The organism is Streptomyces sp. NPDC006140, from assembly GCF_040628815.1.
Lineage (GTDB): Bacteria > Actinomycetota > Actinomycetes > Streptomycetales > Streptomycetaceae > Streptomyces.
Window position 1 is genome coordinate 383,905 of record NZ_JBEXTS010000001.1, and the last position, 25,558, is coordinate 409,462.

The 25,558-nt window shown below is 73.2% G+C and carries 22 protein-coding genes and 2 pseudogenes; 8 read left to right on the top strand and 16 right to left on the bottom strand.

Annotated elements, in window-relative coordinates; all coding sequences use genetic code 11:
* Nucleotides 1-8 precede the first annotated feature (8 nt).
* Nucleotides 9-296 (bottom strand): annotated as a pseudogene (locus ABZ386_RS01835) (hypothetical protein); the annotation flags it as partial.
* A 29-nt stretch (nucleotides 297-325) separates the two neighbouring features.
* Here ABZ386_RS01835 and ABZ386_RS01840 point away from each other — a divergent pair.
* Nucleotides 326-684 (top strand): annotated as a pseudogene (locus ABZ386_RS01840) (GntR family transcriptional regulator); the annotation flags it as partial.
* Nucleotides 685-746: 62 nt separating this feature from the next.
* Here the strand turns inward: ABZ386_RS01840 and ABZ386_RS01845 are convergent.
* Together ABZ386_RS01845 and ABZ386_RS01850 are read right to left on the bottom strand one after the other, a co-directional pair.
* Complete coding sequence (locus ABZ386_RS01845) at nucleotides 747-1,046, bottom strand: hypothetical protein (protein WP_355713160.1); 300 nt, start codon at nucleotides 1,044-1,046, stop codon at nucleotides 747-749.
* Between the two features lie 85 nt (nucleotides 1,047-1,131).
* Nucleotides 1,132-2,193, bottom strand: a complete 1,062-nt coding sequence (locus ABZ386_RS01850; protein ID WP_358963665.1) for a MerR family transcriptional regulator — start codon at nucleotides 2,191-2,193, stop codon at nucleotides 1,132-1,134.
* A gap of 158 nt (nucleotides 2,194-2,351) precedes the next feature.
* Between ABZ386_RS01850 and ABZ386_RS01855 the strand changes: the two genes are divergently transcribed.
* On the top strand, nucleotides 2,352-3,275 hold the full coding sequence (locus ABZ386_RS01855; RefSeq protein ID WP_355713157.1) for a hypothetical protein: 924 nt from the start codon (nucleotides 2,352-2,354) through the stop codon (nucleotides 3,273-3,275).
* Between the two features lie 3 nt (nucleotides 3,276-3,278).
* Here the strand turns inward: ABZ386_RS01855 and ABZ386_RS01860 are convergent, their stop codons facing one another.
* Nucleotides 3,279-4,214 (bottom strand): SDR family NAD(P)-dependent oxidoreductase, encoded by a 936-nt coding sequence (locus ABZ386_RS01860; RefSeq protein WP_351332845.1) that lies wholly within the window; start codon nucleotides 4,212-4,214, stop codon nucleotides 3,279-3,281.
* A 149-nt stretch (nucleotides 4,215-4,363) separates the two neighbouring features.
* Between ABZ386_RS01860 and ABZ386_RS01865 the strand changes: the two genes are divergently transcribed.
* Nucleotides 4,364-5,251, top strand: a complete 888-nt coding sequence (locus tag ABZ386_RS01865; protein WP_351332843.1) for a helix-turn-helix transcriptional regulator — start codon at nucleotides 4,364-4,366, stop codon at nucleotides 5,249-5,251.
* Here the strand turns inward: ABZ386_RS01865 and ABZ386_RS01870 are convergent.
* The 7 genes from ABZ386_RS01870 to ABZ386_RS01900 are packed head-to-tail and all read right to left on the bottom strand — an operon-like array spanning nucleotide 5,232 to nucleotide 13,916.
* Nucleotides 5,232-5,840: a hypothetical protein gene (locus ABZ386_RS01870; protein WP_356499494.1), complete on the bottom strand. Its 609-nt coding sequence runs from the start codon at nucleotides 5,838-5,840 to the stop codon at nucleotides 5,232-5,234. The two genes, ABZ386_RS01865 and ABZ386_RS01870, sit on opposite strands and share 20 nt — an antisense overlap.
* Nucleotides 5,806-6,633: an FkbM family methyltransferase gene (locus tag ABZ386_RS01875; protein ID WP_356519776.1), complete on the bottom strand. Its 828-nt coding sequence runs from the start codon at nucleotides 6,631-6,633 to the stop codon at nucleotides 5,806-5,808. Before ABZ386_RS01875 ends, ABZ386_RS01870 begins: the two co-directional genes overlap by 35 nt.
* Complete coding sequence (locus ABZ386_RS01880) at nucleotides 6,630-6,851, bottom strand: Trm112 family protein (protein WP_351332833.1); 222 nt, start codon at nucleotides 6,849-6,851, stop codon at nucleotides 6,630-6,632. The genes ABZ386_RS01875 and ABZ386_RS01880 overlap by 4 nt, the downstream gene beginning before the upstream one ends.
* Nucleotides 6,848-7,753: a hypothetical protein gene (locus tag ABZ386_RS01885; protein WP_351333036.1), complete on the bottom strand. Its 906-nt coding sequence runs from the start codon at nucleotides 7,751-7,753 to the stop codon at nucleotides 6,848-6,850. Before ABZ386_RS01885 ends, ABZ386_RS01880 begins: the two co-directional genes overlap by 4 nt.
* Before the next feature lie 15 nt (nucleotides 7,754-7,768).
* Nucleotides 7,769-8,503, bottom strand: coding sequence for a class I SAM-dependent methyltransferase (locus ABZ386_RS01890; RefSeq protein ID WP_356670926.1), 735 nt, complete (start codon nucleotides 8,501-8,503; stop codon nucleotides 7,769-7,771).
* Nucleotides 8,500-9,747 carry a condensation protein gene (locus ABZ386_RS01895; protein WP_358963161.1) on the bottom strand — a complete coding sequence of 416 codons (1,248 nt, stop codon included), beginning with the start codon at nucleotides 9,745-9,747 and terminating at the stop codon, nucleotides 8,500-8,502. The genes ABZ386_RS01890 and ABZ386_RS01895 overlap by 4 nt, the downstream gene beginning before the upstream one ends.
* Entirely contained in the window at nucleotides 9,744-13,916 is a 4,173-nt protein-coding gene (locus tag ABZ386_RS01900; RefSeq protein WP_358963163.1) for an alpha-(1->3)-arabinofuranosyltransferase, read from the bottom strand. Before ABZ386_RS01900 ends, ABZ386_RS01895 begins: the two co-directional genes overlap by 4 nt.
* Nucleotides 13,917-14,071: 155 nt before the next feature.
* Here ABZ386_RS01900 and ABZ386_RS01905 point away from each other — a divergent pair, with 155 nt between their 5' ends.
* Nucleotides 14,072-15,268 (top strand): RNA-guided endonuclease TnpB family protein, encoded by a 1,197-nt coding sequence (locus ABZ386_RS01905; RefSeq protein ID WP_356499502.1) that lies wholly within the window; start codon nucleotides 14,072-14,074, stop codon nucleotides 15,266-15,268.
* Nucleotides 15,269-15,300: 32 nt separating this feature from the next.
* On the opposite strand, the gene ABZ386_RS01910 is transcribed toward ABZ386_RS01905, so the two are convergent.
* The 3 genes from ABZ386_RS01910 to ABZ386_RS01920 all read right to left on the bottom strand — a co-directional run bounded on the left by ABZ386_RS01910 (nucleotide 15,301) and on the right by ABZ386_RS01920 (nucleotide 18,411).
* Entirely contained in the window at nucleotides 15,301-16,038 is a 738-nt protein-coding gene (locus ABZ386_RS01910) for a class I SAM-dependent methyltransferase (protein ID WP_351333033.1), read from the bottom strand.
* A gap of 8 nt (nucleotides 16,039-16,046) precedes the next feature.
* The gene (locus ABZ386_RS01915) at nucleotides 16,047-17,198 is read right to left on the bottom strand and encodes a glycosyltransferase family 4 protein (RefSeq protein WP_351332818.1); all 1,152 of its coding nucleotides are present in this window, start codon (nucleotides 17,196-17,198) and stop codon (nucleotides 16,047-16,049) included.
* Between the two features lie 217 nt (nucleotides 17,199-17,415).
* A complete protein-coding gene (locus tag ABZ386_RS01920) occupies nucleotides 17,416-18,411 on the bottom strand; it encodes a DUF3068 domain-containing protein (protein ID WP_358963165.1) in 996 nt (331 codons plus the stop codon).
* Between the two features lie 214 nt (nucleotides 18,412-18,625).
* Here ABZ386_RS01920 and ABZ386_RS01925 point away from each other — a divergent pair, with 214 nt between their 5' ends.
* Nucleotides 18,626-18,778 (top strand): hypothetical protein, encoded by a 153-nt coding sequence (locus tag ABZ386_RS01925; RefSeq protein ID WP_010042314.1) that lies wholly within the window; start codon nucleotides 18,626-18,628, stop codon nucleotides 18,776-18,778.
* A 3-nt stretch (nucleotides 18,779-18,781) separates the two neighbouring features.
* Nucleotides 18,782-20,026 carry a helix-turn-helix domain-containing protein gene (locus ABZ386_RS01930; RefSeq protein ID WP_351332813.1) on the top strand — a complete coding sequence of 415 codons (1,245 nt, stop codon included), beginning with the start codon at nucleotides 18,782-18,784 and terminating at the stop codon, nucleotides 20,024-20,026.
* Nucleotides 20,027-20,068: 42 nt separating this feature from the next.
* On the opposite strand, the gene ABZ386_RS01935 is transcribed toward ABZ386_RS01930, so the two are convergent.
* Nucleotides 20,069-22,108: a TerD family protein gene (locus tag ABZ386_RS01935; RefSeq protein ID WP_358963667.1), complete on the bottom strand. Its 2,040-nt coding sequence runs from the start codon at nucleotides 22,106-22,108 to the stop codon at nucleotides 20,069-20,071.
* 239 nt (nucleotides 22,109-22,347) lie between these two features.
* Here ABZ386_RS01935 and ABZ386_RS01940 point away from each other — a divergent pair, with 239 nt between their 5' ends.
* Together ABZ386_RS01940 and ABZ386_RS01945 are read left to right on the top strand one after the other, a co-directional pair.
* Nucleotides 22,348-23,121 (top strand): IclR family transcriptional regulator, encoded by a 774-nt coding sequence (locus ABZ386_RS01940; RefSeq protein WP_351332810.1) that lies wholly within the window; start codon nucleotides 22,348-22,350, stop codon nucleotides 23,119-23,121.
* Nucleotides 23,118-23,966, top strand: a complete 849-nt coding sequence (locus ABZ386_RS01945) for an SMP-30/gluconolactonase/LRE family protein (protein WP_358963168.1) — start codon at nucleotides 23,118-23,120, stop codon at nucleotides 23,964-23,966. The genes ABZ386_RS01940 and ABZ386_RS01945 overlap by 4 nt, the downstream gene beginning before the upstream one ends.
* Before the next feature lie 50 nt (nucleotides 23,967-24,016).
* Here ABZ386_RS01945 and ABZ386_RS01950 read toward each other — a convergent pair whose 3' ends face one another.
* Nucleotides 24,017-25,420, bottom strand: coding sequence for an FAD-dependent monooxygenase (locus ABZ386_RS01950; RefSeq protein WP_358963170.1), 1,404 nt, complete (start codon nucleotides 25,418-25,420; stop codon nucleotides 24,017-24,019).
* Between the last annotated feature and the right edge of the window lie 138 nt (nucleotides 25,421-25,558).

Genomic DNA, 25,558 nt, shown 5'->3' on the forward strand with positions numbered 1-25,558 from the left:
TGCGGCTGTCCCCAGCCGGGTACGACCATCACGAGCCAGGCCGCCGCCGGTACGACGGCCACCACGATCCCTCCGTACACCATCAGCTCCCGGAAGAAACGCTCTCGGTCCACGTCCGGGGCGGCGCCCATGCCGACCGCGCCGATCTCGTCCCGCTCCAGGAACGGCACGGCCAGCGGGATGAGGGCGCCCGTGATCCCCACGGAGGAGGCGAACGCCGAGACCAGGGCGCCGATGTAGCAGAGCAGGACGGCGGCGAGCAGGGGGACGCCGATGCCGCCCACGCCCTCGCCGGCCCGCAGGGCGTCGGTCTCGGGGCCCCCATCTCGCGCAGCGGCTCGGGGCCAGCCGGGCCTCGGTGAAGCACGCGATCGTGGTGCTGGAGGTGCAGGGCCTGGTGGAGGCCCGGCACGGCGGGGGCACCTACCTCGTGCGGGACAGCCTCGACACCGAGCCGGTCGAGCGGCGGAGGAGATCGAGGCGAGCGGTCACGGCGTGGAGGGCGACCGGCCGTTCCACGCGGCGGTGGCGGCGGCCGCCCACAGCAGTCTGCTCGCCGGGTTCATGCGCTCCATCGCCGAGCAGATCGCCGCGTGGCAGCCCCGGCAGGCGGCCACGGCCATGCGCCGCCACGGCCGCACGGTGGCGAAGGTGCGGTCGCTGGACCGGGAGCCGGGGGAGGAGGGGCAGCCCCCGCCCGAACGGGACGGGGAGTCAGGCGCCACCCGCCCATGCGGGGAAGGGACTCAGGCGCCCCCGCCCGTCCCCGGTGGGACGAAACGCCGGTGGGCCGGGGAGAACGCGACCTCGGGCTGACCCGCGAGCCCGACCTGCTGCACCGCCGGGGCGAGCCGCTCGGCGAAGAACCGCTGGAAGTCCCCTTCGGCGTGCCACACGTCGGTCACGTGCAGCCCGTCCGCCTCGAACCAGGCCACGTGCAGGACGAGCCCGTCCGGCACCCGCTCCTCCCAGCGCACCGTGTCCAGCATCGCGTCGTACTGCTCGGGCGTGATCCCGGCCCAGCGCAAGGACAGCACAACAGCCATGGGAGTCCCTTCCTCTGTTCGGCGGCGTCCCTGCTCAGTAGACCGGCAGGCCGGGCGCGCGGCCCGAGGTCCTGGGCCGTCCGGGTCAGGCCGCCACCACGTCCGCCACCACCCCGCTGACGTTGTCCGGCCCGCCGGCCTGGTTCGCCGCCGCCACCAGGGCCGTCACCGTCTCGTCGGGTGAGGCGGGCGAGGCGAGGAGGTCCCGGATCCGGTCCTCGGGGACGACGCCGTACAGGCCGTCGGAGCACAGGAGGTAGCGGTCGCCGGGTCGGGCGTCGTGCAGGCGGAGGTCGGGGACGGCGTCCGTGCCGTCGCCGGTCAGCGCCTTCAGCAGCAGGGCGCGCTGCGGGTGGGACACGGCCTCCTCGACGGTCAGGCGGCCCTCGTCGATCATCGACTGGACCATGGTGTGGTCGTGCGTGATGCGGAACAGTTCGCCGTCGCGCAGCAGATAGGCGCGGGAGTCGCCGATGTGCACCAGGGCCAGCCGCGAGCCCGTCCACAGCAGCGCGGTCAGGGTCGTGCCGGCGTCCTCGGAGCCGTCGGCGGCGTCCCGGACGGCCTGCTCGGCGCCCCGCACCGCGTCCTCCAGGAGGTTCAGGACGCCGTCGGCCGGGACCTCCTCCGTGTCCAGGAAGCGCAGGGCCTCCACGGCGGCGCTGCTCGCGGGCGCGCCCGCCGGTCCGAAGCCGTCGGCCACGGCGAGCAGCCGGGTGCCCGCGTACGCCGTGTCCTGGTTGGCGGGGCGGACGCGGCCGGTGTCAGTGTGTGCGGAGTACCGCAGTTCCAGCATGGGGGTGTCCTCTCCGGGCCCGCAGGGGTCCGTGCTCAGGTGATCGACCAGGAACGCGGCGAGGTCCCGCCGTACCGCCGTCTCCGCCTCGACCCGCGCCCAGTAGGCGCGGATCTCCCGGGCGGCGGTCGCCGGGTCGAGGGCCACGGTCCGGCGGATCTCGGCCAGCGGCATGCCGAGCCGGCGCAGCCACGCCACCAGCCGTGCCTGCTCCAGTTGCGCCACCGCGTAGTACCGGTAACCCGTGTCCGGGTCCACCCGGGCGGGCCGCAGCAGGCCCAGCTCGTCGTACAGGCGCAGTGCCTTCGGCGAGAGCCGGCAGGCCTTCGCGAACGCGCCGATCGTCAGCATGCTCCGGTGCACCTCCCCACCTCCTTCCGTTCCGCCACCGATGCTGGGGCTTCACCGAAGGTGAAGGTCAAGCGGGCTGTTCCGGTTCCCGCGGCGGTTGTTAGCCTGCCGGTCGATCGCCCGATCGATCGCCCAGTCGCACGGAGAGGGAGCCCGTAGTGCCCCGTATCGCGCTCGTCACCTACGACTCCGGCCCCGAGCCCAGCAAGGACCAGGACCTTCCGCTGCTGGTCCGGGCGCTGCGGGAGGCCGGTGCCGAGGCCGTCGCCGTGCCCTGGGACGACCCCGGCGCCGACTGGGGCGGCTTCGACCTCGCCGTGATCCGGTCGACCTGGGACTACAGCTGGCGCGCGGAGGAGTTCGCGGCGTGGGTGGAGCGCTGCGGGAAGCTCACGCGGCTCGCCAACCCGCCCGTGGTCGTGCGGTGGAACACGGACAAGCGGTACCTCGGGGATCTGGCGGCCGCCGGCGTGCCCGTCGTCCCCACCCGGTACATAGCCCCCGGCGAGCCCGCCGGCCTTCCCGAACTCGACGGGCGCGCCGAGCACCCTGAGCACGCCGAGTACGACGAGCACGCCGAGTACGTTGAGTACGTCATCAAGCCCACCTCCGGCGCCGGCGCCCGTTTCGCCGCCCGCTACACGCCCGACGAGCACGAGACGGCCGTACGGCAGCTGGCGCGGATGCACGCCGAGGGCTTCACGGCGATGGTGCAGCCGTACGTGCGCAGCATCGACACCGCCGGCGAGCGGGCCCTGCAGTTCTTCGGCGGGCGCCTGCTGCACGCCAGCGTCAAGGGCGCCGTCCTCGCGCCGGGCACCCCGTACGACGCGGACAAGGTCGCGCACCCCGACCTGCGGCCCTGGGAGCCGACGGCCGCCGAGCTGGCCGTCGCGGAGCGGGCGTTGGCCGCCGTGCCCGGGGGCGCCGAGCTGCTGTACGCGCGGGTCGACCTCGTCACCGGGCCGGACGGGGAGCCGTGCGTGATGGAGCTGGAGCTGGTCGAGCCGAACCTGTTCCTCGGCCTGCACCCCGACTCCCTGCCGCGGGTCGTGCGGGCGGTGCTGGCCGCCGCCGGCTGATCATCACGCCTCCGCCCCGGCGGCGGACGCCGCGGTGAACCGTTCGGCGGCCTCCCACAGCTCGCCTTCGCGCCGGGGGTCGTAGGACTCCGGGGACGAGCGGTCCGCACGGCCGCGGTCGACGTAGGAGCCGGTCGGCGCCCGGGTGGCGCCGAGGACGACGTCGGCGAGGTAGCGGCCCGCGGCGTTGCTGCTGGTGGCGAACGGGGTGAGGGCCAGCAACGGCAGGACGCGCCGCATGGCGAACCGGGTGAGGGGCCCGGCGTCGCGGGCGAGGCCCGTGCCGGGCACGAACCCCGGGTTGTAGGCGACGGCGTCGATCCCGGTCGGCAGCCGGCGTGCGTACTCGTGCACCAGGTAGATCGCGGCCAGCTTGCTCGTCGCGTACGCGGTGCGTCCGCCGGCCGCGGTGTCCGGCTCGGGAAAGGCGCCCGTGCGGACCAGGACGTCCGGGGACTTCCAGGCCGGAGGGGGCACCATGCCCAGGTTGTGCCTGAAGTCGCCGAAGTGGGTGTCGCTGGCGGTGATCACGATCCGGGCGGGAGCGACGAAGCGGTCTTGGAGCAGGCGCACGAACAGGTGGTTGGCGAGCACGTTGACCGCGAAGGTGGACTCGAACCCGTCGGGTGTCTCGGTGAGCGCGTTCGTGTACTGCGTACCCGCGTTCCCCACGAAGCCGCGCAGGGACGGGAGTTCACCGCGGTCGAGCCGGTCGCGGATCGCGGTGGCGGCCGAGCGGACGCTCCCCAGCGAGCCGAGGTCCGCCGAGACGTGCGAGACCGCGTGCCCGCCCGCGCCCAGCTCCGCGGCCAGCCGCGCGCCGGACGCACCGCGGGCGACGACGAGGAGGTGCGCGTGGTCCGACCGGCGCAGGATGTGCTCCGCGGCGACGCGGCCGATCCCGCGGCTCGCGCCCGTCATCACGAGGGTGTGCTGCATGGGTGACTCCTCAACTGGTCCAGCCGACGGCGCCCGGCTCGGGCGCGTCCCCACGTTCGCTGTGTGCGCAGGAGCCGACCAGTGCCTTCCCCGTCACCAGGACTGGCAGTACCCAGGCTCATCCGGCGCCGCGCGGCGAGAATGAACCCATGGCTTCCTCCCGGCCCGAGTTCGCCGCACTCCTGCGCGCCTGGCGCGACCGCCTCTCCCCGGCCGACGCCGGCTTCACCGTGACGGACGGCCGTCGTGCTCCGGGACTGCGCCGCGAGGAGCTCGCACAACTGGCCGGGCTCTCCGTCGACTACGTCCTGCGGCTGGAACAAAGACGTGCGAAGAACCCCTCGGCCCAGGTCGTCGGCGCCCTAGCCCGGGCCCTTCAGCTCTCCCGCGCCGAGCGCGACCGGCTGTACCGGAGCGCAGGGCTCCTGCCGCCCCAGGACGGAACGGTCAGCACCCATGTGCCCCCGGGGATCCAGCGGCTCGCCGCCCGCCTGGGCGACGTCCCGATCGGGGTGTTCAGCGCCGACTGGACCCTGGTGTGGTGGAACACCATGTGGAGCGCCCTGCACGGCGACGCCTCCGTCCTCCCCGCCGCTGAACGGAACCTCGCCCGGGCACTCTTCGGCGACGGCGCCGCGCATGCCGCGATGCTCCCCGTCCGGTCGGAGCGCGGACAGGACGCCTTCGTCGTGTCGATCGTCGCCGACCTCAAGGACGCGGTGTCCCGCTACCCCGCCGATGCCCAGCTCGGCCGTCTCGTGCGGGAACTGCGGGAGGTTTCCGGTGCCTTCGCCCATCTCTGGGCGACGGAGACAGCCGCGGCCCAGCACACGACCGACCGCAAGACGATCCGGCATCCGCGGATCGGCGACATCCTGCTCGACTGCGATGTCCTCGTCGTCCCCGGCGCGGACCTGCGCATGGTCACCTACACGGCGGCGGCCGGCAGCGACGACGCGGGGAAACTGGACCTTCTCCGCGTCACAGGCGGCGATGTCGCACAGCCGACGGGGCGCCTCAGTCCTGAGTGCCGGTGACGGCCACCCGCTGCAGCAAGCCCCAGGTGAACTCCGCGACCACCTCCCGCCGGACGCCCTGGGCGTCGGGCGCGGTGAACGCCAGCCCCCACCGGGTCGGGGCCGAGCCCTGGAGGGGACGGGCCGGGGCGAAGGCGCGGGACGCCTCGTCGACCGTGCAGGACCAGGGGGCGAGGTCGTCCAGGGTGCGCAGGCCGGGGCCCTTCGCGCCCGGGGCGCGGACCAGCCACTCGTTCCACACCGCGCCGTTCGGGGCGGTCAGCACCTCGAAGCGCAGGTCGGGCCAGAGGGGCACGGGCCAGAGCCAGGTTTCGCAGTCGAGGTCGCCGATCCGGCGGGCGGTGCGGGACTCCGGTTCGCCCAGCACCTGGCGGTAGCGGGACAGGGGCGCGCGGGAGCGCGGGGAGCGGACCATCGCCTGCCACCGCTTGTTGGCCTCGCGCATGTCGGCGATCGAGACGCCCAGCTCGCGGCGGGCGTCCTCCACCAGGCCGGGGTTGTGGTCGGCCATGCGGCGCAGCAGCACCAGCTGGAAGTCGAGCGGGGTGAAGGGGCTAGCGGGGCGCTTTCCGGAGGGCATGGGACCCATCGTCGCCCACCGGGGCCGTGCCGGGGCGGCGCCCGTCGGGCAGGAACAGCACCGAGTTGACGTAGCGCGGGCCCCTGAGCAGCGGGGACGGCAGGACGCGGCGGAGCAGGCCGTGGGAGACGACGTACGAGGCGTCCGCCTGGTGGTCCTCCAGGGGGAACTCGGCGAGCGGCACCCAGCTGTCGCCGGGCAGCACCCAGCCGTCGTAGCCGAGCAGGGACAGGTACGTCACCACCGGCGCGATCGGCTGGATGCGGGACTCCAGCTCCACGAACAGCGCCGGCCGGTCGCGGGCCAGCAGGCCCGTCGCCCCGCGCAGCACCGCCGGCTCGTTGCCGTCCACGTCGATCTTGATGAAGCCGACGTTCCGCAGGCCCAGTTCGTCCAGCGTGACGCAGGGGACGTCCAGCGCCCGGCCGTGGATGTCCCGGCGGACCAGCGAGGACACGCCCCGTTCGCCCGAGTCGTCGGACGGCAGCCACAGCCGGGCGATGCCCGGACGGTCCGAGGCCGCCGCCCGGATCACGCGCACGTTCGGCGGGACCGCGGCGGCCAGCAGCCGGGCCAGGTGCGGCACCGGCTCGATCGTCACGACGTGCTCCGCGCGGCCGGACAGCCGGTGCGTCCACGGCCCGTACCAGCCGCCGACGTCCACCGCCGTACCGCAGCCGGAAGGGCACAGCTCGGCGAGCCGGGCCAGCTCCGGCTCGAACCGGGGGTAGAGCGCGCGGGCGGTCGCGGCCACCAGGCGGGCGGGCAGGAAGGGCGCGAGGCGCGCCGCCAGACTGGTCATGGGGTCATCCTCTTGAGCAGTTCCTCGTGCACGTCGTCCGGGACCTGCTCGCCCGAGGACGGCAGCAGTTGCGGGATGCCGTCGACGATCGGGTAACGGCGGTGCAGGCGCGGGTTGTACAGCGCCTCCTCCTGCCCGGACTCCTCGGCCAGCAGATGCAGCGGGCCCTTGTCGAGCGGGCAGGCCAGGATCTTCAGCAGCGGGTCGTCGGGCTTCATGGCGATGCCAACTCCTTGGCTGGTGCGGGGGGCTGGGGAGCGGAGTCGTGCTTGGGCATGGTGAGCAGGACGGCGACCGCCAGGGCCGTGCCCGCCACGCGCAGGGCGAGCCGCAGCGGCTCGTCGGGCAGGGCCTCGCCGAACGACAGCGTCCCGAGGACGGCCGTGAACAGCGAGGTCACGGTCGTGCACACGGGCACGATCAGCGAGGCCCGGCAGCGCTGCAGCGCCGCCTGCGACATCACCAGGCCGAACACGCCGGTGAACAGCAGCAGATACGGGTACGGGGAGCCGAGCAGGTCCAGGACCGCGCCGCCGATCCCGTCGGTCGTCAGGTGGCTGGAGACGCCCTTGATGGCCAGCGAGCTGACGCCGTACAGCAGGCCCACGGCGACGCCGTACTCGACGCCGGTCGTCGGGCGCCGGTGCCGGTTGCGGGCGCGCCGCTCGGCGGAGCCGTACAGCCACACCCCGGCCGCCAGCGACGGCACGCACACCAGCAGGATCAGCTGGTAGGGCGCGTCCTGGCTGACGGTGTCCGAGCCCTCGCGCAGTGACAGCACCACCATCAGCAGGGCGAGCAGGATCGCGCCGAGGGCGTACCTTTCCCGGCCGGTCGTCTCCTCGCCGAGCAGCCGCGCCGACAGCAGCACGAGCAGCACCAGACCGGAGACGAAGATGCCCTGCGCGGCGGCGATCGGCAGGGTGCGGTAGACGACGAGCTGCGCGGCGAACCCGGCGGCGAGGGCGAGGGAGCCGCCGATCCACAACGGGCTGCCGAGGACGAGGCGCAGCAGCCGGGCCGGCTGCCGGATGCTCACCTCGGGCAGCGCGGTGAGCGCCCGTTTCTCCAGCACGAAACCCAGGCTGTACAGGGTGTTCGCCAGCAGGGCCGCGGCCACTCCCCACCACATGGGTCACGTCCTCCTGGCGTGCAGCAGCAGGATCGACGCCAGCTGCGGCCGGGCGCAGGCCAGCCGGTCCAGCGGGCGCAGCGGGCGCGGCACGCCGTGGAAGGGAGCGCCTTCGAGCGTCACGACCGTGAACCCGGACGCGGCGACGAACTCCCGCAGCGCGCGCGGGGTGTAGAGCCGCAGGTGGCCCACGACCTCCTTGCCCGGACGCCCGTGGATGCCGCGCAGGCTGACCTCCGAGAAGACGGGTTGCACGCCGGCCAGCAGCAGGGCGCGGTTGTACCAGGCGGCCAGGTTCGGGGTGGACAGCATCAGATGTCCTCCGGGGCGCAGGATCCGCCGGATCTCGTCCAGCGCGGCGTCCGGGTCGACGAGGTGCTCGATGACCTCGCTGAACAGCACGGCGTCGGCCGACTCGGCGGCGAACGGCAGCCCGCCGCCGGTGAGTTCGCCGCGGACGGCGTAGGGGATGCGGGTGCGGGCGCGGCGCAGGGCGTCCTGCGACCAGTCGACGCCGATGACGCGGTGGCCGGTCAGGAGCGGGGCGGCGGTGGCGGCGGCGGTGCCGTCTCCGCAGCCGATGTCGAGGACGGTGCGGGGGCCGCCGGTGGCCGGGCCGAGGGCCCGGGCCAGCATGCGGGCCTGGCGGAGGCTGCGCGGGGTGCCGGAGGCGACCGGCACGGCCGGGTTCTCGTAGAAGTCGCGCAGGTCGCGGGGTTTCACGGGGGAGGTCGTCACGGGGTGGCCTCCGTGGTGTGCAGATGGTGCTCGAAGAGGTCGCGAAGGTGGGCGCCGTCGCCGTCGCTCAGCAGGGCCCGGGACCAGCGCAGGGCGAGGTGGAGGCGGCCGGCCGTGGAGGCGGTGGTCACGGTCAGGCCGCGCGGCATCCGGGCCGGGGCGGAGAACCAGACCGCGTGCGCGCGGCCCGCCTCCTCGCCGAAGTCGAGCGGGTAGGGGATGCGGCCGATGTTGCTGAGCAGGGTCGTCGACGTCCAGGGCGCGGCGGCCCGGCGCAGGGCGCGGGTGAGGGCGGCGCGGGCGGCGACCGGCGCCCAGGGGGCGGTGAGGAGGGTGGCGCCGTGGCCGAGCTGGGGCCGGGGGAGGGCCTTCAGGGCGCGGGTCCGCTCGGCGGTGCGGCGGAGCAGGCCGGGCAGGTCGGGGTCGGTCAACTCGCCCGGGGCGAAGGGCACTTCGACCAGGCGGGTGCCGTTGCCGATGGGCATGCTCGTGTCGCGGGGGCGGTCGTCCACCGGCATGGTGATGCGCAGCGGGCGCGGCCGGGCGCCGTGCTCCCTGTTCCAGTGGGCGATGGTCAGGGCCGTGGCGACCATGAGCTGGTCGTTGACGGTGTAGGGGGAGCCCTTGGGGCGGTGCGGCAGGGCGAGTTCGGTGACGAGCATGCCGTTGCCCGGCGAGGGGTCGGGCGTGCCGCGCGCCACCCGCGCCGGGGGTGACCAGGTGGCCGCAGAGGCCGGGGTCTCCCGCCGGGGTTCCGCGGGACGGACCGGGGGCGCCGCGGGGGCGTTGTCCCGGCCGCCGTAGAGCTCCGCGGCCGTCGCCAGGACACGGAGGCAGGCCGGGCCGTCGAGGGCGGTGTGGTTGATGGTGAGGAAGAGGACCGAGTCCACCACTTCGAGCCGTATGGGCGGGGACAGCGACAGCGGCGGGGCCTGAGCCAGGGCCCGGGTCCTGGCGTCATCGAGGGCTCGGGGGCCCGACGGGGCGAAGGTCACCACCTCCACGTCCGGCTCCGCCGTCAGCTCCCACTCGTAGCGCCGCCGGTACCAGGGCCCCCGCGCCTCCCGCATCAGGATCCGCGGGTGCCGGTACAGGGCCTCCGTGAACGCCTTGCGCAGCCGCGTCGGGTCGAGCGGCCCCGGCAGGTGGACCTCGATGTGGACGGTCTCCGGTTCCTCCTGCTGGAGGCAGTGCCGGGAGACCTCGTCCACCACCGGGAACGGAACACGCACCGGTGTCGTCATGCGGGCTTGCCCTCCCCGGTGTCAGTCCTCGGCAGCTGCTGGGTCGGCGCCTCGGACGGCGGCCCTTCCCGCAGGCTCACCAGTCCCGCGAACAGGCCGGTCAGCGCCAGCAGTTGGGCCAGGTGCCCGAAGGCGCCCCCGCCCGCGCCCACCGGCTCCCCGGCGCCGAAGGCCGCGACGATCCCCGCCGCCGCGAGGGCCGCGAACGCGATCGGCACCAGCAGCGTGTGCCGCCGCGCGGCGAGCAGCGCCAGCGCCGGGACCAGCAGCGCGAACCAGCCCGCGATCACCGCTGCGACCAGCGTCAGCGCCACCGCCCCGAGCCACAGGCCGGGCAGCGGCGGAGCCGGCTGCGGCGCGTCCGGGTTGGGGGCCCGGCGGCGCCAGACGGCCAGGCCCAGCAGGACCGCGATGCCGACACCACTGCCGATCAGCCCGGCGTCGTAGGTGGTGGCCGGCTCGTAGGACAGCTCGACCGAGCCGCCCGCCCCGGCCGGGATCCGCCAGCCCTGCTGCCAGCCGTCCAGCCGCACCGGGGTCAGCTCCTTGCCGTTCAGCGTGGCCCGCCAGCCCTCGTTGAAGTTCTCGTACGTCGTGAGGTACGAGGCCGCGCCCGAGCCGACCGTCACCCGGCGCTGGTCGCCCAGCCAGTCCCGGACCCGCAGCTCGCGCCCGGCCGCGGCCTCCTCCGGGACCGTCCCGCGCGTCAGGGTCACGTCCGTGAGCGCGAGCGGGCCCGCGTCACCGCCCTCCAGCCGGTGCTCCCCCGCGGCCAGCTCCACCTCGGCGTCCCCGCGGCCCTCCTGGCAGAGCGTCACCGCCACGCCCCGGCGCTCCACCAGGTCCCGTACGGTCCCCTTCACGCTCGACTGGTACAGCTCGCCGTCGAGCGCCACGTCCGGGCCCTTCCCGCAGGGCAGCGAGAACGTCCGGGTGCCGTCCGGCTGCGGGGTGCGGTACTGGTCGAGGGACGGGATGTACGCCTCGGTGAGGCCCACCGGGAGGCGCAGGTCCTCGTCGGCCACCGGGTTGTGCAGGGTCAGCGGGGCCGTCTCGGTGACGGTGATGTCGAGCCGGTCGGTGGTGATGGGCGGGAAGCGGACCCAGCCGTTCTCGTCCACGCCGGCGATCGCGGCGCCGTCCGGGGAGCCGATGTGCACCTCGGACGCCCGGGTGGACAGGCCGCCCGCCGGGGCCAGGACCAGCTCGCCGACCGGCTGCTTGCCCTCCCAGCGCAGGTGGATCGTCGGCCGGTCGCCCGCGATCCACGCCGTCGTCAGATCGCCGTCGGTGAGGTTGCGCGCCCCGAGGCCCGCGCCGAGGCGGGCCGTGGAGTCGGCGGTGGCGACGATCCGGGCCTGCTGCTCGGGCGCCACCTCGTACAGCAGCTCGTCGAGTTCCGCGCCCGGCACCGGCACCGCGGTCGCCTTCACCTCGTACGTCCCGGCGGCGGGGGTGGTGAAGCGGCGGTGCAGACCGGCCTCGGTGCCGGTCGCGGAGAGGCCGGTCGGGTCGGAGGCGCGGTGCAGGGAGACGACGGTGGCGGACGCGGTGGCGTCGTCCGCGTCGGCGGGCAGCCGCAGCATCCGCGTCACCCGCACGTCGGGCAGGTCGATCTCGGAGAAGCCCGCGCCCGTCAGCCCGGCCCGGCGCTCCACCGAGTCCGTGATCGTCAGCTTCATCCACCGCGTGGCACCCTCGGGCGCCTTGACGCTCTGCGTCGTGCCGTTCGGCCGCAGGAAGCTGGTCTTCGCGCCCTTCTCGGTCTCCACCCGCACCTTCGTCGCCGCCGCCCGCACGCTCTCCTGCGGCAGCGGCGTGACCTTGAAGGAGGACGGCATGTCGTAGGAGCCGGTGAAGCCGATGCGCAGCCACTGCCCGTCCGGGGTGTCCGGCGCGCCCTCCGCCCACGCGGTGTCCGGGTTGCCGTCGAAGGCGTTCACCGGGTCGTACTGCGGCAGGTGGAACAGCCAGTTGCCGTACGACGACGCCGTCACCGAGCGGGCGCCGCGCAGTTCGGCCACCGTCTGGTGCTCGACGCCCTCGGTCGGCAGGATCTGCCGCGGCTCCTCGCCCGGGTCCTGCTGGGCGTCGGGCGCGTTGCGCTCGTCGCGCGTGTACGTGTACGAGGTGCCGGCGTTGACCACCCCGAACCGGGTGTCGGCCCGCCGCATCCCGTCGCCCACCACCTGCACGGCCGGCGTGCCGAGCCCGGGGTGGTGGTCGCCGGTCAGGACAGTCGCCCGGCCGCGCAGCTCGGACGCCAGCGGCAGCAGCGCCTCCGGTCCGCCGGACACCACGGCCGTGTCGGCGACCGGGGCGAGTCCGGCCTGCCCGGGCCGGATCACGTCGTCCCCCGTCGGCCGGTAGATCTCCACGGCCCGCTGCCGCGGGTACAGCCCCTCGACCTGGAGCGGCGCGTCCTGCGCGATCCGCCCGCCGGTCATCACCGGCCCGAGCCCCGTCACCCGCTCGTACCCCGACTGTTCGAGGGTGCGCTTGACGGTCGCGGTCGGCACGGAGCCGATCTGGTCCGGGTCGAGGTCATTGCGGACGACGACGTAGTACAGCCCCGCCCGGCTCAAGTAGTCGGCGAGGCCCGGCACTTCGCCCCCGGTCAGCAGCGCCTCCTCGACGGCGTCCATCGCGCGCCGGTTGCCGGGCGTGCCGAACGGGACGTAGTCGCGCTGCGCCCACCGCGACTCGGCCAGCACGTCGAGCGGCTGGTCGATGGGCGAGCCCCAGGTGTAGATGCCGTGCGCGGTCGCCGGGACGACCAGGGCGCGGGAGTCCGGGGAGTACTTCTCCAGCCAGTCGGCCGTGGCCTGCCAGTAGGCGGGGAGCTTCTGGAAGGAACCCGGGTTGAGGATCGAGCCGTTGAGGTACGGCCACAGCAGCCCGGGCACGATCAGCACGGCCGCGACCAGCGGGGCGAACCGCCGGCCCCGCACCTGCCGGGCCCCGCGCGGCTCGGCCGCCACACCGACCAGATGGACCAGCCCCAGCACGAGCGCCAGGGCGAGCCCCGTCTGGAACTTGTAGATGTTCCGGAACGGCGACAGCCACCCGTCCAGCCAGTCCTGCACGACGCCGTGGAACGGCGCCCCGAACGCCCCGCCGTACCCGGCGAGCAGCACCAGTGCCGTCACCAGCACCGTCAGCACCAGCCACCGCCGCTCGGGCAGGTCCCGCCGCGCGAGCCCGGCAAGACCCAGCCCGGCCGCCAGCGCCGAGCACACGACCACCAGGACGGAGGAGGCCACGGTCCAGCCCGCCGGCAGCCAGGCCTCGCCGAAGTGCAGATAGGCCACCCAGTTCCCGGCGCCGCGCAGCGCCTCGGTCGCCGACATGGTGTCCGTGGTCGTCCGCGCGGTCTCTATATAGGGGAGGAAGTTCTCGCCGTAGACGCCGAGCAGCAGCAGCGGCACCCACCACCAGGCCGTCACCACGATCACCGCCGGGGCCCACCAGGCGATCAGCTTGCGCATCCGCGGCCCCGGCGGCCGGGACAGCAGATACAGCCCGACCGGCAGCAGGGACGCCAGCGTCGCCGACGCGTTCACCCCGCCCATGAACGGCACGAGCAGCGCCGACCGCAGCGCCGCGACCCGGGCCGCGTACCGCTCGTTCGTCAGCGGCAGCAGCACCCACGGCAGGAACGCGCCGGGCAGCGCGGCGGCCGACGTCGACCCGATGACGGTCGTGAACAGCGGCCACAGCGCGTACGCCACGGCCCCCAGCAGCCGGGACGCCGAACTGCCCACCCGCAGCCGCTCGGCCAGCCTGAGCGCCCCCCAGAAGGCGACGGAGACGATCAACGACATCCACAGCCGCTCGGCCAGCCACACCGGCAGCCGCACCAGGTCGCACAGCCAGTAGAACGGCAGCATCGGCCACAGATAGCCGACGTACTGGTCCTGGATCCCGCCGAACCCGGCCCGGTCGTGCCACAACTGCCCCAGATCGGCGAGGAACTGACCCGGGTCGGTGGTCACCCCGAGCTTGGTGTCGAAGGTCTGCCGCCCCGGCTGCACCACCAGGAACAGCACGAACACCACGGCCCAGAACCCCAGCAGCCAGCGCCGCGACCGCGGGCCCTCGGGGGGCCCGGACGCGGTCGCGGTGGTGGGGACGGCTGCCGGTGGAGGAGCCTGGACGGTGGTTGTCATCTGGATCCCTCCGTGGATACCCCCGCCTTCAGGCGGGGGAGGAAACGGACCCCTGCGGAGCGGGGCAGGGAGAACCGATTCGCCCTTCTGGCGGATCGGCATCCATCACCAACAGCTACCGTGTGGCCACACATTGTGATGATAGTTTGTGAGTCATGGCCACTCGCGTGAAGCGAGCCTTCAAGTACCGCTTCTATCCGACCGATGCGCAGGCGGCGGAGCTGTGGCGCACCTTCGGATGTGTGCGCAAGGTCTACAACATGGCGCTCGCTGCCCGCACCGAGGCGTGGGCGCGGCAAGAACGGGTCAACTACAACCAGACTTCGGCCATGCTGACGGCGTGGAAGAAAACCGAGGAACTGGCCTACCTGAACGAGGTGTCCTGCGTTCCCCTCCAGCAGGCGCTGCGGCACCTGCAGATGGCCTTCGCGAACTTCTTCGCCAGACGCGCCAGGTACCCGCGGTTCAAGGCCAAGAAAAAGTCGCGGGCGAGCGCGGAGTACACATCCTCGGCCTTCCGGTTCCGTGACGGCCGGCTGACACTGGCGAAGATGGCCCATCCGCTGGACATCGTCTGGTCCCGCCCCCTGCCTGAGGGAGCTGTGCCGAGCACGGCGACGGTGAGCCGGGACAGCGCGGGGCGCTGGTTCGTCTCGCTGCTCTGCGAGGACCCGACGGTCACGCCGCTCGCGGCCACGCGTGCGGCGGTCGGCATCGATGTCGGTCTGGATCATCTGCTGACCCTTTCGACCGGGGAGAAGATCGCCAATCCCCGGCACGAGCGCCGCGACCGCGAGCGCCTTGCCAGGGCGCAGCGGGAGCTGTCCCGTAAGGCCAGGGGCGATGGCGCCAACCGGCGCAAGGCGCGCCGAAAGGTCGCGAAGATCCATGCCCGGATCGCCGATCGCAGGCGTGATGTGCTGCACAAGCTGTCCACTCGACTCGTGCGTGAGAACCAAACGCTCGTGATCGAGGACCTGACCGTGCGGACCATGGTGAAAAACCGGAGTCTGGCCCGCGCGATCAGTGACGCCGCGTGGTCGCAGTTCCGGAACATGCTGGAGTACAAGGCCAGTTGGTACGGGCGGGACGTGATCGCGGTGGACCGCTTCTTCCCCTCCTCCAAGTTGTGCTCCCACTGCGGCACTCTCCAGCCGGACATGCCGCTGAACGTCCGCATCTGGACGTGTGACAGCTGTGGCACGGCCCATGACCGGGACGTGAACGCGGCGAACAACCTTCTGGCCGCCGGGCTGGCGGTGTCTGTCTGTGGAGCTGGTGTAAGACCTCAACGGAGAACTCCGGGCGGGCAGTCGGCGATGAAGCAGAAAACCCCACGGCGCGAGCCGTAGGAGTTCCCCTCGTTCACACGAGGGGGAGGAAGTCAAGTAGGACACCGCCGCAGGATGAGGAGGAGGTTCCAGGTGGCGAACTCGCGGATGCCGGGCGCCTTGACGACGGCCTCCGCGAGGAACGGCCAGTAGCGGGAGCGCGCCGAGACGACCGTGACGTCGTCCCGGGCACGCACCTGCCGCAGGGTGGATCCGATGTGCACCGCGAAGAGGTTCTCGCCGAGCGTGTGCTTGGCGGGCCTGCCGGTCCGCCGCAGGTAGCGGGCCCGGGCCCGCTCGGCACCGAGGTAGTGCCACGGGGCCCACTCGTGCCCGCCCCACGGCGACAGCCAGTTGGTGAACGACACGTAGATCAGCCCGCCGGGCCGCGTCACCCGGGTGAGTTCACTGAGGAACGTCTCGGGGTCGGCCACGTGCTCCAGCACGTTGGAGGAGAACGTGACGTCCGCGACGCCGTCCCGCAGCGGCAGCAGGTACCCGTCGGCGACGACGGCCGACTCCGGGGGCTTCTCGCCGAGTTCGGCCAGGTCCGGTTCGAAGAGGAACGCGTGCGCCCCGCGCCGCCGGAACTCCTCGGTGAAGTAACCACTGCCGCCGCCGACGTCCAGGACGGTACGCCCGGCGACGGACCCGTCGTAGGCCTCGACCTGATCGACGGCGTCCCGGGCGAGCAGGGAGTAGCACGCCTCGGGATCGTCCTGTTCGTGGAGGAAGGCACGGAACAGGGCGAGAGATCTTCGAAACGAGGGGTCTTTCGCACAGGGACGCATGGGTCGTGTCACGGGGCCCAGCCCCTCACCGCCTCCGTGGCGACAGCCCTGAACTGCCGGACCGTCCGGTCCCAACGGAACTGGGCCGCCCGCTCCCGGGCCGCCTTGCCCATCAGCTCCCGCCGCCGCCCGGAGAGCGCCAGCGCACACCACGCCGCCGCGAACGACGACTCACCCCGCGCGAGGACCCCGGTCTCACCGTCGATCACCGAGTCCTTCAGCCCGGGCACGTCGAAGGCGACCGCCGGCGTCTCCCGGGCCGCGGCCTCCGTCACGACCAGCCCCCATCCCTCGACGGCCGAGGGATGCAGCAACAACCAGGCCGAACACAGCAGCCGATGTTTCTCCGCCTCCGACACGTACCCGGTGAACTCCACACCGGGACCGGCCAGTTGCTCCAGACGGGCCCGCTCCGGCCCGTCCCCGACGATCACCAGCCGCCCCCCGGTCACCGGCCGCACCCGCTCCCACAACCGCAGCAGCAGATCGATCCGCTTGTACTCGACGAGCCTCCCGACGGCGACGAACAACGGCTCCGGCGAGCGCTCGGCCCGCGGCCCCGGCTCCTCCACACCGTTGTGCACGACCCGGATCCGGTCCCGCTCGACCCCGATCGCCCGCAGGGCGTGCGCGGTCGAGGAGGACACGGCGACGAGCAGGTTCCGCTGCTGCGCCCCGGTCAGCGCCCAGTGCTCGAGTCTTCGGCCGATCCGCGCCGCCGGGGCCAGCGGCCCGCCGAAGCGCATCTTCCACAGATCCGTGTGGACGTGGTTGACCAGGCACAGCGTCGGCCCCTGGTGCCACAGCGGCGCCAGGTACGGCATGCCGTTGCACACCTCGACCAGCAGATCGCAGTCACCGACCTGCCGGGTGAAGGCCGACCGGGCGCGCAGATAGTGCCCGTACGGGCCGCCCGCCGACACGACCCGGTAGTCGCGGAAGGAGGCAGGTCCCCCGCACAGCAGGGTCACCTGGTGGCCCAGGCGGGTCAGTCCGTCGGCGAGCTTGTCGACCAGCAGCTCGGAGCCGCCGGCGGACGGGTTGTCCAGGTCGCGGTGGGCGAGGAAGACGATCCGGCGCGGATGTGGGGGGAGCGCCGGAGGGTGCTGCGGCGCGCTGGGGGACGCGGCGCGCAGCTGGGACGGCACGTGCTGGGGCATGGGTGCTCCAACTCGTCTCGGGGTGCGGAACTCAGCGTGGGGAAACGTGGGGGGTGTGGTTGTCGCAGGGGGTCGGCCTGTGGGGGGCCTGAACTCTTCCTGGGAGGGGAGTGTGGACGGGTTGTGCTCGGGTGGGGTTGGACAGTTTTCGCCCGGACGTTCGCCACGGCTACTCACCGACGTGACAATTTCCGGCTTTGTTAGAGCTGACGTCACATCACATCGTGAGGGTGGGCTGGGGTATATCAGATGAATCGGACGGAACAGGCTGCTCCGGCTCCTTCCGCCCACGCGCCACGAGAACACCACCGACCACCGCGAGCACGAAACCGCCCACGGCCGCCCCGATCGGCAACGTCACGCCCACCAGCCGGAGTTGCCCGCTGTCCCGCTTCGCCTGCCGCACGGCCTCCTTCTGCGTCGCCGTCGTGAAGGAGACCTTCCGGCTGTCCAGCAGTACCGCCGCGTCCTTCTTCCCGCCCGGCGCCCGCAGCGTCCGCTTCGGCCCCGTCTGCGCGTACAGCACCCGGCCGGTGGCCTGGTCGACGACCAGCTCGACACCGTGGTTGGAGTACCACTCCTCGGCCAGCACCTGCGGCCGGCCCGGCTGGTCGACGAGGGTGCCGGGCACCATCCGCGTGCCCGTCCTGGTCGGCGGCACCGAGCCGGTGAACTTGTAGCCGGTGTAGCCCTGGACCTTCTCCGTGCCCCGGTAGCGCAGCACGACCGTGTCGCCGAGGGTGTTGTCCCACCACTGGTAGGAGCGTTTCTGCACGTCGAAGGGGAACTTCAGATACGCCTCGCCCTCGATGTAGGGCTTCTCGCCGCAGCAGTGCACGGGCCGGGTGGTCTTCCGGTCCATCACCCAGCGGTGCGGGTTGAAGTCCAGCGCGTCGTGCGGGTCGGCGGCCGGCAGCGACTTGTCGGTGTCGACCGTGGTCGTCACGTCCCAGACGGCGTTGCCGCTGCGCTCGCTGTCCGCGACGTTGCCCCGCACCCGCTGGGTCACGGTGATCTTCCGGTCGGGCACCGTCTCGATCCGGTCAGTGTCGAAGACGCTGCCCCGGCCGGTGTAGACGGCGGTCGTGTCGATGTCGATCGGGTTCACCGCGGCACGCGGCTGCACGTACCAGGCCAGCAGCGGCGCCAGCACCAGCAGGAACGTGCCGAGACCCAGCAGGACCAGGGAAAACGGAGAGGTTGTACGGCGCATCCGGGCACTCCAGTGGCTTGGGACGGCTCGACGTACGAGAGGGCCGGCACGGCGGCGGAATGTGCGCGTGCGGCTGGGCCGGGAACCGTAGGCCGCTCTTGACGGGGTGTCAATGCTTGTCGAGACTGGGCGCGACAGGCAGGGACGGGGTGCCGGGGTGGGGCAACCTCCGGACCATCTCCGGACGAATCCGGACAGAGAGGCTGACCCTGCGATGTCCAGACTGCTCGCTGCCGCGCTGACCGTCGCGCTCGCCGCCGCCCTCGCCGTGGGCGCCGCGCTGGGCGTGGTCGCGCTGCTCGAAGCCACACCCGACCAGCCGAACACGCCCCTGATCACGTACGAGCAGGCCGGGCAGGGGAGTTGACGGATGACGGCCGCCCGCACCGGAACCGTCTCCGCCCGCTCGGCCTGGCACGACGTACCGCGCTTCCAGGTGCGCCGGTTCGCCGCGATCGCCATGGCCGAGGCGCCCGAACTCGCCGAGGAGATCCTCCGCGAGATCCAGCGCGAGTACCCGCACCTGCCCGTCGTCCTCGACGACTCCGGCGAGCCGATGGCCCTGGTCGGCATCCGCCGCGCCATCGAGGTCTTCGTGCAGCACCTGGAGAACTCCGAGGGGCGCCCGACCGTCCCGCCCGGCGTCTTCCAGGACTTCGGCCGCGGCGAGGGCCTGAACGGCCGCTCCCTCGACTCCCTCCAGGCCATCTACCGCCTGGGCGTCCGCATGGCCTGGCGCCGCTTCGCCGACATCGGCCAGCGCGTGGAGATCCCGCCCCCGGCGATGTACGAACTCGTCGACGCGGGCTACGAGTACCTGGACGGCCTGGTCGACCAGTCCGTACGCGGCTACGCCGAAGCCGCGGCCCGCCAGGCCGGCGAACGCCTGCGCCTCCAGCGCCGCCTCATGGAACTCCTGCTGGCCGAACACCACCGCGGCGACCCCGCCGAGGCCCTGACCGAACGGGCCGCCCGGATCGGCTGGCCCCTGCCCGAGAAGGTCGCGGTCGGCGTCCTGCTGCGCCCCGCCCGCGAGGCCATGGCCCCCGCGGTCGGGCAGGGCGTGCTGCTCGACATGGAGTACGAGCAGCCCCGCATGGTCGTGCCCGAGCCGGACGCTGCGGGCCGCCCCGAGCTGCTGCACCGGGCCCTGGCCGGCTGGTCCGGCGCGATCGGCCCACCGGTCCCGCTCACCGACGCGGCGAAGTCGCTGCGCTGGGCCGAGGCCGCCGTACGCCTCATGGAACGGGACCTGCTCCCCTCCGGGGAGGTCCTCCACTGCACCGAGCACACCGAGGCCCTGGTCCTCCTCCAGCCCGAGGAGCTGATCGACGACCTGGCCCTGCGCTGCCTGGCCCCCCTGGCCCACTGCGGCCCCACCCACGGCCGCCGCCTCGCGGAAACCCTCCTGGCCTGGCTGGAGACCCGCGGCGGAGCCCCCGAGGTCGCCACCCGCCTCGGCGTCCACCCCCAGACGGTCCGCTACCGCCTCCGCCAGATCCGCGAACTCTGGGGCGGGGAGATCGACGACCCCGACCGCCGCTTCGAACTGGAACTGGTGCTGCGGGCGCAGCGGTTGCGGGGGGAGTTGGGGGTGGTGCGGGGACGGCGGTGAGGCGGGCCGGTGCACTCGGCGAAGCCCGCCGCCGCCGCACCGTCACACCGTGGCCCGCTCCTTCGCCGCCGCCGCCGCAGCCGCCCGCCCGGATGCCGGGGCGTCCAGGTGGACCACCACCGAGGTGTAGAACCGGTGCACGGCGTCGTCGACGCTGCGGATGAAACCGGACTCGGCGCTGCCCCGGCCGCTGCCCATGCTCTTGAAGAGGGACAGCCGGAACCCGGTGATGCGGGTGGCGCTGTCCTTCGGCAGCAGATCGGCCGGTTCGGGCCGCAGCCGCTCCAGGGTGCCCCGGGGGCCACCCGTATCGCCCTCCACCAGCGTCTCGACGTGCAGATCCGCCGGCGCCTCGGCGAGACGGCGGAGCAGACGCTTGGCCCAGGTCAGGGGGTAGCCCTGCTCGGGTGCCGGGATCTCCACGGACGTGCGCAGCTTGGCGGTGCGCAGATCGGCGTTGACGGTGAGCAGGCCGGGCGCCCCTTCGACCCGCAGCTCGGCCTGGAGCCTGCCCTCCAGGCACAGCTGGTCCGCCAGACGGGCCCGGCGCGCCCCGGGGTCGGTGCCGCGCCGGACGCGCTGGGCGGGCAGCACCTTCTGCCCGAGTTCACCGCCGAGCCGCAGGCAGACCTGGCGGATGAGCCGCTCCCAGCTCTCGACGACCTCCAGGGCGCGGGGGTCGCCCTGGCAGAGGGTCTCGTCGTCGATGCCGTTGCGCACCGGAACCCAGGCCGAGCCCATGTTCTGGAAGCCGTGGCAGCCGGAGTTGTCGTGCTGGAGGTAGTGCAGCAGTTCCTGGAGCAGCCAGGCGTGCGCCGCGTTCCCGACGCCCTCGTGCCGGATCAGCATCTGGGCCTGATGGGCCACTTCGGCCCAGGACAGGTGCCAGAGGGCCACCTGGTGCTTGCGCCGCCGGTCGATCTTGACGTCGACCAGGGGGCTGCCCTCCAGCGCGACGTCGTTCGACAGCGTGATCACGGCCTCGTAGCCGCGCCGGGCGGCGATGTCCATGTAGGCCTGCACCTGGTCGGCCTTGAGGGCGTTGCCGTTGGTCTTGGTCTCGACGAGGGCGGTCCACAGCTTTCCCGCGCGCTCGACGCGGATCACTCCGTCGGGGCGGCGGGGCGTGTCACCGTGCGGCAGGGAGACCTCGGTGAAGGTCTCCATGCGGCCGGCCGGCGCACCGAACGCGGCGGTGAGCCGCCTGCCGAATTCCGGCACCTGGGCCATCACCGACAACAGCACCGAGGTGGCGCGCATCTCCCGCTCCCGGTCGCTCTTGAGCACCGAGACGGGGAAGAGCCGGGCCGACTTCCAGGACTCGTTCTCGGCCAGGCTCTTCACCGGAGCCCTGGGCAGCGTGACCTTCTTCTTCGCGGTCCGGGGCCGGGCCGTCCGCTTCTTCGGGGCCGCTTCCTCGTCGGCGGGCGGACGCGGTGCCGGGACGGCCTCCAGTGGAGTCGTCTGCGGCGGGGCTTCGGGCGCGGGGGCGGCGGCGGGTTCCTCCCCGGCAGCCGTCCCGGACTCGGTCTCGTCGTCCGCCTCGTCGTCCTCGATGTCGACGCCGAAGTCCGTCGCCAGCCCGGCCAGACCGCTCTCGTAGCCCTGCCCGACGGCCCGGAACTTCCAGTCCTCCGCGCGCCGGTACAACTCGCCGAAGATGATCGCGCTCACCGGGCCCGGGTCGTCGATGACGAACCGCAGCAGGCTCTCGCCCCCGGCGTCGGCCAGCGTCACCTTGAGGTCGTCCAGCTCGGCGAAGCGGGCCTGCTCGTAGCGGCTCGCGGCGACGACGATCCGCTCCACGTCGGCCGGGACGGCGGTCAGGTCGAAGCTGATCCGGTCCTCGCTGCCGTCCGCCGTGGGTTCTTTGCCCAGCAACTGCACGCTGCCGTCGGCGGCCACCGGGTTGTTGTAGAAGTAGAAGTCGGCGTCGCTGCGGACCTTGCCCTTCGCGTCCAGCAGCAGCACGGACACATCGGCGTCGCCCTCACCGGTCGGGCTGGACCAGCCCAGGCTGACGATCGCGGAACCGACGTTCTCGCTCAGGGCCGCCAAAGAGACGTTGGAGCCCATGGTCATGTCGTGCACAGAGATCCCCCCACCCTTGCGACACCTGTGACGTGTCGCACACCGGGCACTCTAATGTGCACGGAACGTGCTCGTGGTGTGCTCGTCGGTTTCCGCCCGCCGCACCTCTGCCCATTGCCCGGGCAAACCTCTATGGCTAGCCTGTGTTCGTCATGCCGATCGCCTGTTGATATCTCGAACACCGGGATCCGGAACACAGGCGCCTGAGACATATAGGGAGGGGGCCGGTCGTGGGACGCCTCGTACCAGCAGTGACCCGGGCTCTCGACATTCTCGAGCTCTTTCTCGACGGGGACGGGACGCTCTCCGCCCCGGACATCGTGCGCAAGCTCCAGCTGCCGCGCACCACCGTGCACGAGCTGGTGACCACGCTCGCCGCCCGGAAGTACATCGTCCCCGTGCCCGGACAGCCGGGACGCTACCGGCTGGGCGTGCGCCCGTACCAGCTCGGCGCCCGTTACGCCGAGCAGCTCGACCTCGCGGCCGAGGGCCAGCTCGTCGCCCGGTCCGTCGCCGAGACCTGCGACGAGACCGTGCACGTGGCGATCCTGGAGGACACGGACGTCATCTACATCGCCAAGGTCGACTCCACGCACGCCGTGCGGATGGTGTCGGCCGCCGGGCGCAGGCTGCCCGCCCACTGCACCTCCGTCGGCAAGATGCTGCTGGCCTCCCTTCCCGAGCACGAGCTCGCCGCGCGGATCCCCGACGACGCCGAGCTGGTCGCGATGACCCCCAACAGCATCACCGACCCGGCCGCCCTGCGCGAGGCCCTGGCCGAGATCCGTGAGCGGGGCCTCGCCGTGGAGCGCCGCGAGTCCAACCCGGACGTGAGCTGCGTGGCCGCCCCGGTCCGCGACCGCACCGGCCAGGTCGTCGCCGCCCTGTCGATCTCCGTGCCCATGATCCGCTGGAGCGAGGAGCGCCGGACCGAGCTGGAGCAGCTCGCCGCGAAGGGCGCCGCCGAGCTGTCCGAGCACCTCGGCCACCGGAGCCTGGTATGACGAGGCGGTACGAGGTCGCCGTACGGGCCGAGGCGGAGCTGGGCGAGGGCCCGACCTGGGACGCGGCGGCCGGCCGGCTGCTGTGGATCGACATCCTCGGGTCGCGCGTGCACACCTACGACCCGGCCACCGGGCGGCGCACCACACGCCGCACGGAACAGCACGTCGGCGCCGTGAAGCCGCGCGCCGGCGGCGGGCTCGTACTGAACCTGCGCGACGGGGTCGGCCTCCTCGACCCCGACGGCACCTTCCGCTGGCTGCACCACGAGCCGGTCCCCGGCCGCCGCGCCAACGACGCGGCCATCGCGCCCGACGGCGCGCTGTGGGCGGGCACCATGCGCTACGACGAGGCGCCGGGGGGCGGCACGCTGTCCCGCGTCACCGGCGAGGGCACCGTGGAGGTCGTGCTCGACGACGTCGCCGTCAGCAACGGCACGGGGTGGAGCCCCGACGGGCGCCTCATGTACTACATCGACTCCCCGACCCGGCGCGTCGACGTCTTCGACTACGCGGACGGGCGGATCTCCGGCCGGCGGACCCTCGCCGTCATCGAGGAGGACGCCGGCTTCCCGGACGGGCTGACCGTGGACGCCGAGGGATGCGTGTGGGTCGCCCTGTGGCAGGGCTCGGCGGTGCGGCGGTACACCCCCGGCGGTGAGCTGGACCGGGTGATCGAGCTGCCGGTGCCGCTGGTGACGGCCTGCGCGTTCGGCGGGCCCGACCTGACCGACCTGTATGTCACCACGGCCCGTACGGGGCTGACCGAGCCGCCCGCACTGGCGGGTTCCCTGTTCGTGGTGCCCGGGGCGGGCAAGGGACTGGCGCAGCCCGCGTTCGCCGGCTGACGAGGTGCGGGGCGGCCGGGAGCGCGAACCGGACCGCACCCGCCGCCGTCTCAGCCTCCCGTCCGGTTTAGCCGTCGCAGGACCGCCCGCTCGTCCTCCGTCAGCGGCGCCCCCACCGCCGCCGGCAACGGCGGCCCGCTCAGCGTCGCCAGGACCGTCGAGGGCCGCAGCAGCCGCGTCGGCCCCGCCGTCATGCTCGTCACGTCCCAGACGGCCGACGCCGCCGTGTACGAGCCGGTCGCCGTGCGGATCATGCGGCGGGTGCAGGCGGTGACCAGCCGGTCGGCGATCCCGGGCGAGCCGCCGCGCGTCCCGGGGTACCAGACGTCCTGGCTCACCGCCATCGTCCACGCGGCGTCCACGGACCTGGCCGCCCGCCGCTGCACGCGCCGCGCGAGCCCGGGCGCGTCGAGGCCGGACCGCCGCAGCTCACGGTCCAACTCCCGGGCGCCCAGCGCGGCCACCGACATGCCCTGCCCGTAGGCGGGGTTGAACGTGGCCAGCGCGTCACCGAGGACGACGAGGCGCTCGGGCCAGGAGCGCGCCTTCTCCAGGTACCGGCGGTGATTGCTGGTGCTGCGGCTGACATGGACGTCGGTGAGCGGCTCCGCGCCGGAGATCAGCCGGCCCACGATGGGGTCGGGCAGGTCCAGGGTGTACCGCAGGAACGCGTCGGGGTCGGACGGCGGTTCGCCACCGCCCCGCGTGCCGGCGAGGCTGACCATCCAGCGGTCGCCCTCGATCGGCAGCACCATGCCGCTGCGGCCGGGCCGCCCCTGGTACGGGTCGGCCTGCACGATGGTCAGGGGGAAGCGCCCGGCCCCCTCCGGAGTGCGGTACAGACGCGTGGCGTTCACCAGGCCGGCGTCCACCGTCCTCTCGCGCACGTCCTCGACGCCCAGCCCCGCCAGCCAGGTCACGATCCGCGAGCCGCGTCCGCTCGCGTCCACCACGAAGTCGGCGGCGAGGTCCTCCTCCCCGGCGGCGCTGGAGAGGCGGACCCCGGTCACCCGCTGCCGCGACCCCGTCAGCTCCAGCACCCGCGCCTTGCGGATCACCACCCCGGTGCTGTTGTCCAGCACGGCGCCCCGCACCGCCCAGTCGAGCAGGGCCCGGGTGCAGGTCAGCATGCGCGGTCCGGGGTGGCGCCAGCGCCGGAACCAGCCCTCGGGCGTGAGGGCGACCATGCCCGAGCCGAGCGGTATCTCGTGCGCGCCGGCGGCGAGCAGGTGCTTGCGCATGCTGACGCCCGGCACGAGATCCTCCATGGCGGCCAGGCCGCCGGCCATGAGGAGGTGCGCGTGACGTCCCTGCGGCAGGCCCTTGCGGTGCTCCGGCCCCTCGGGCAGATCGTCCCGGTCGAGCACGACCACCTCGTCCGCGACGGCGGACAGGGCCGCCGCGGCCAGCATGCCGGCCAGACCCGCACCGATGACGACAGCTCTACGTGACATGCGACTCCTCGCACTCAGCCATGAAGGCTCCTTGGTCCTGCCGACACTCCCCGACGTCCGGCCACGGCCGTGCGGGCCCACAACACCGTCCGCCGACACGGGTTTTCGAGCCATGTGGGCCTCGTTCCGGACGGCTCT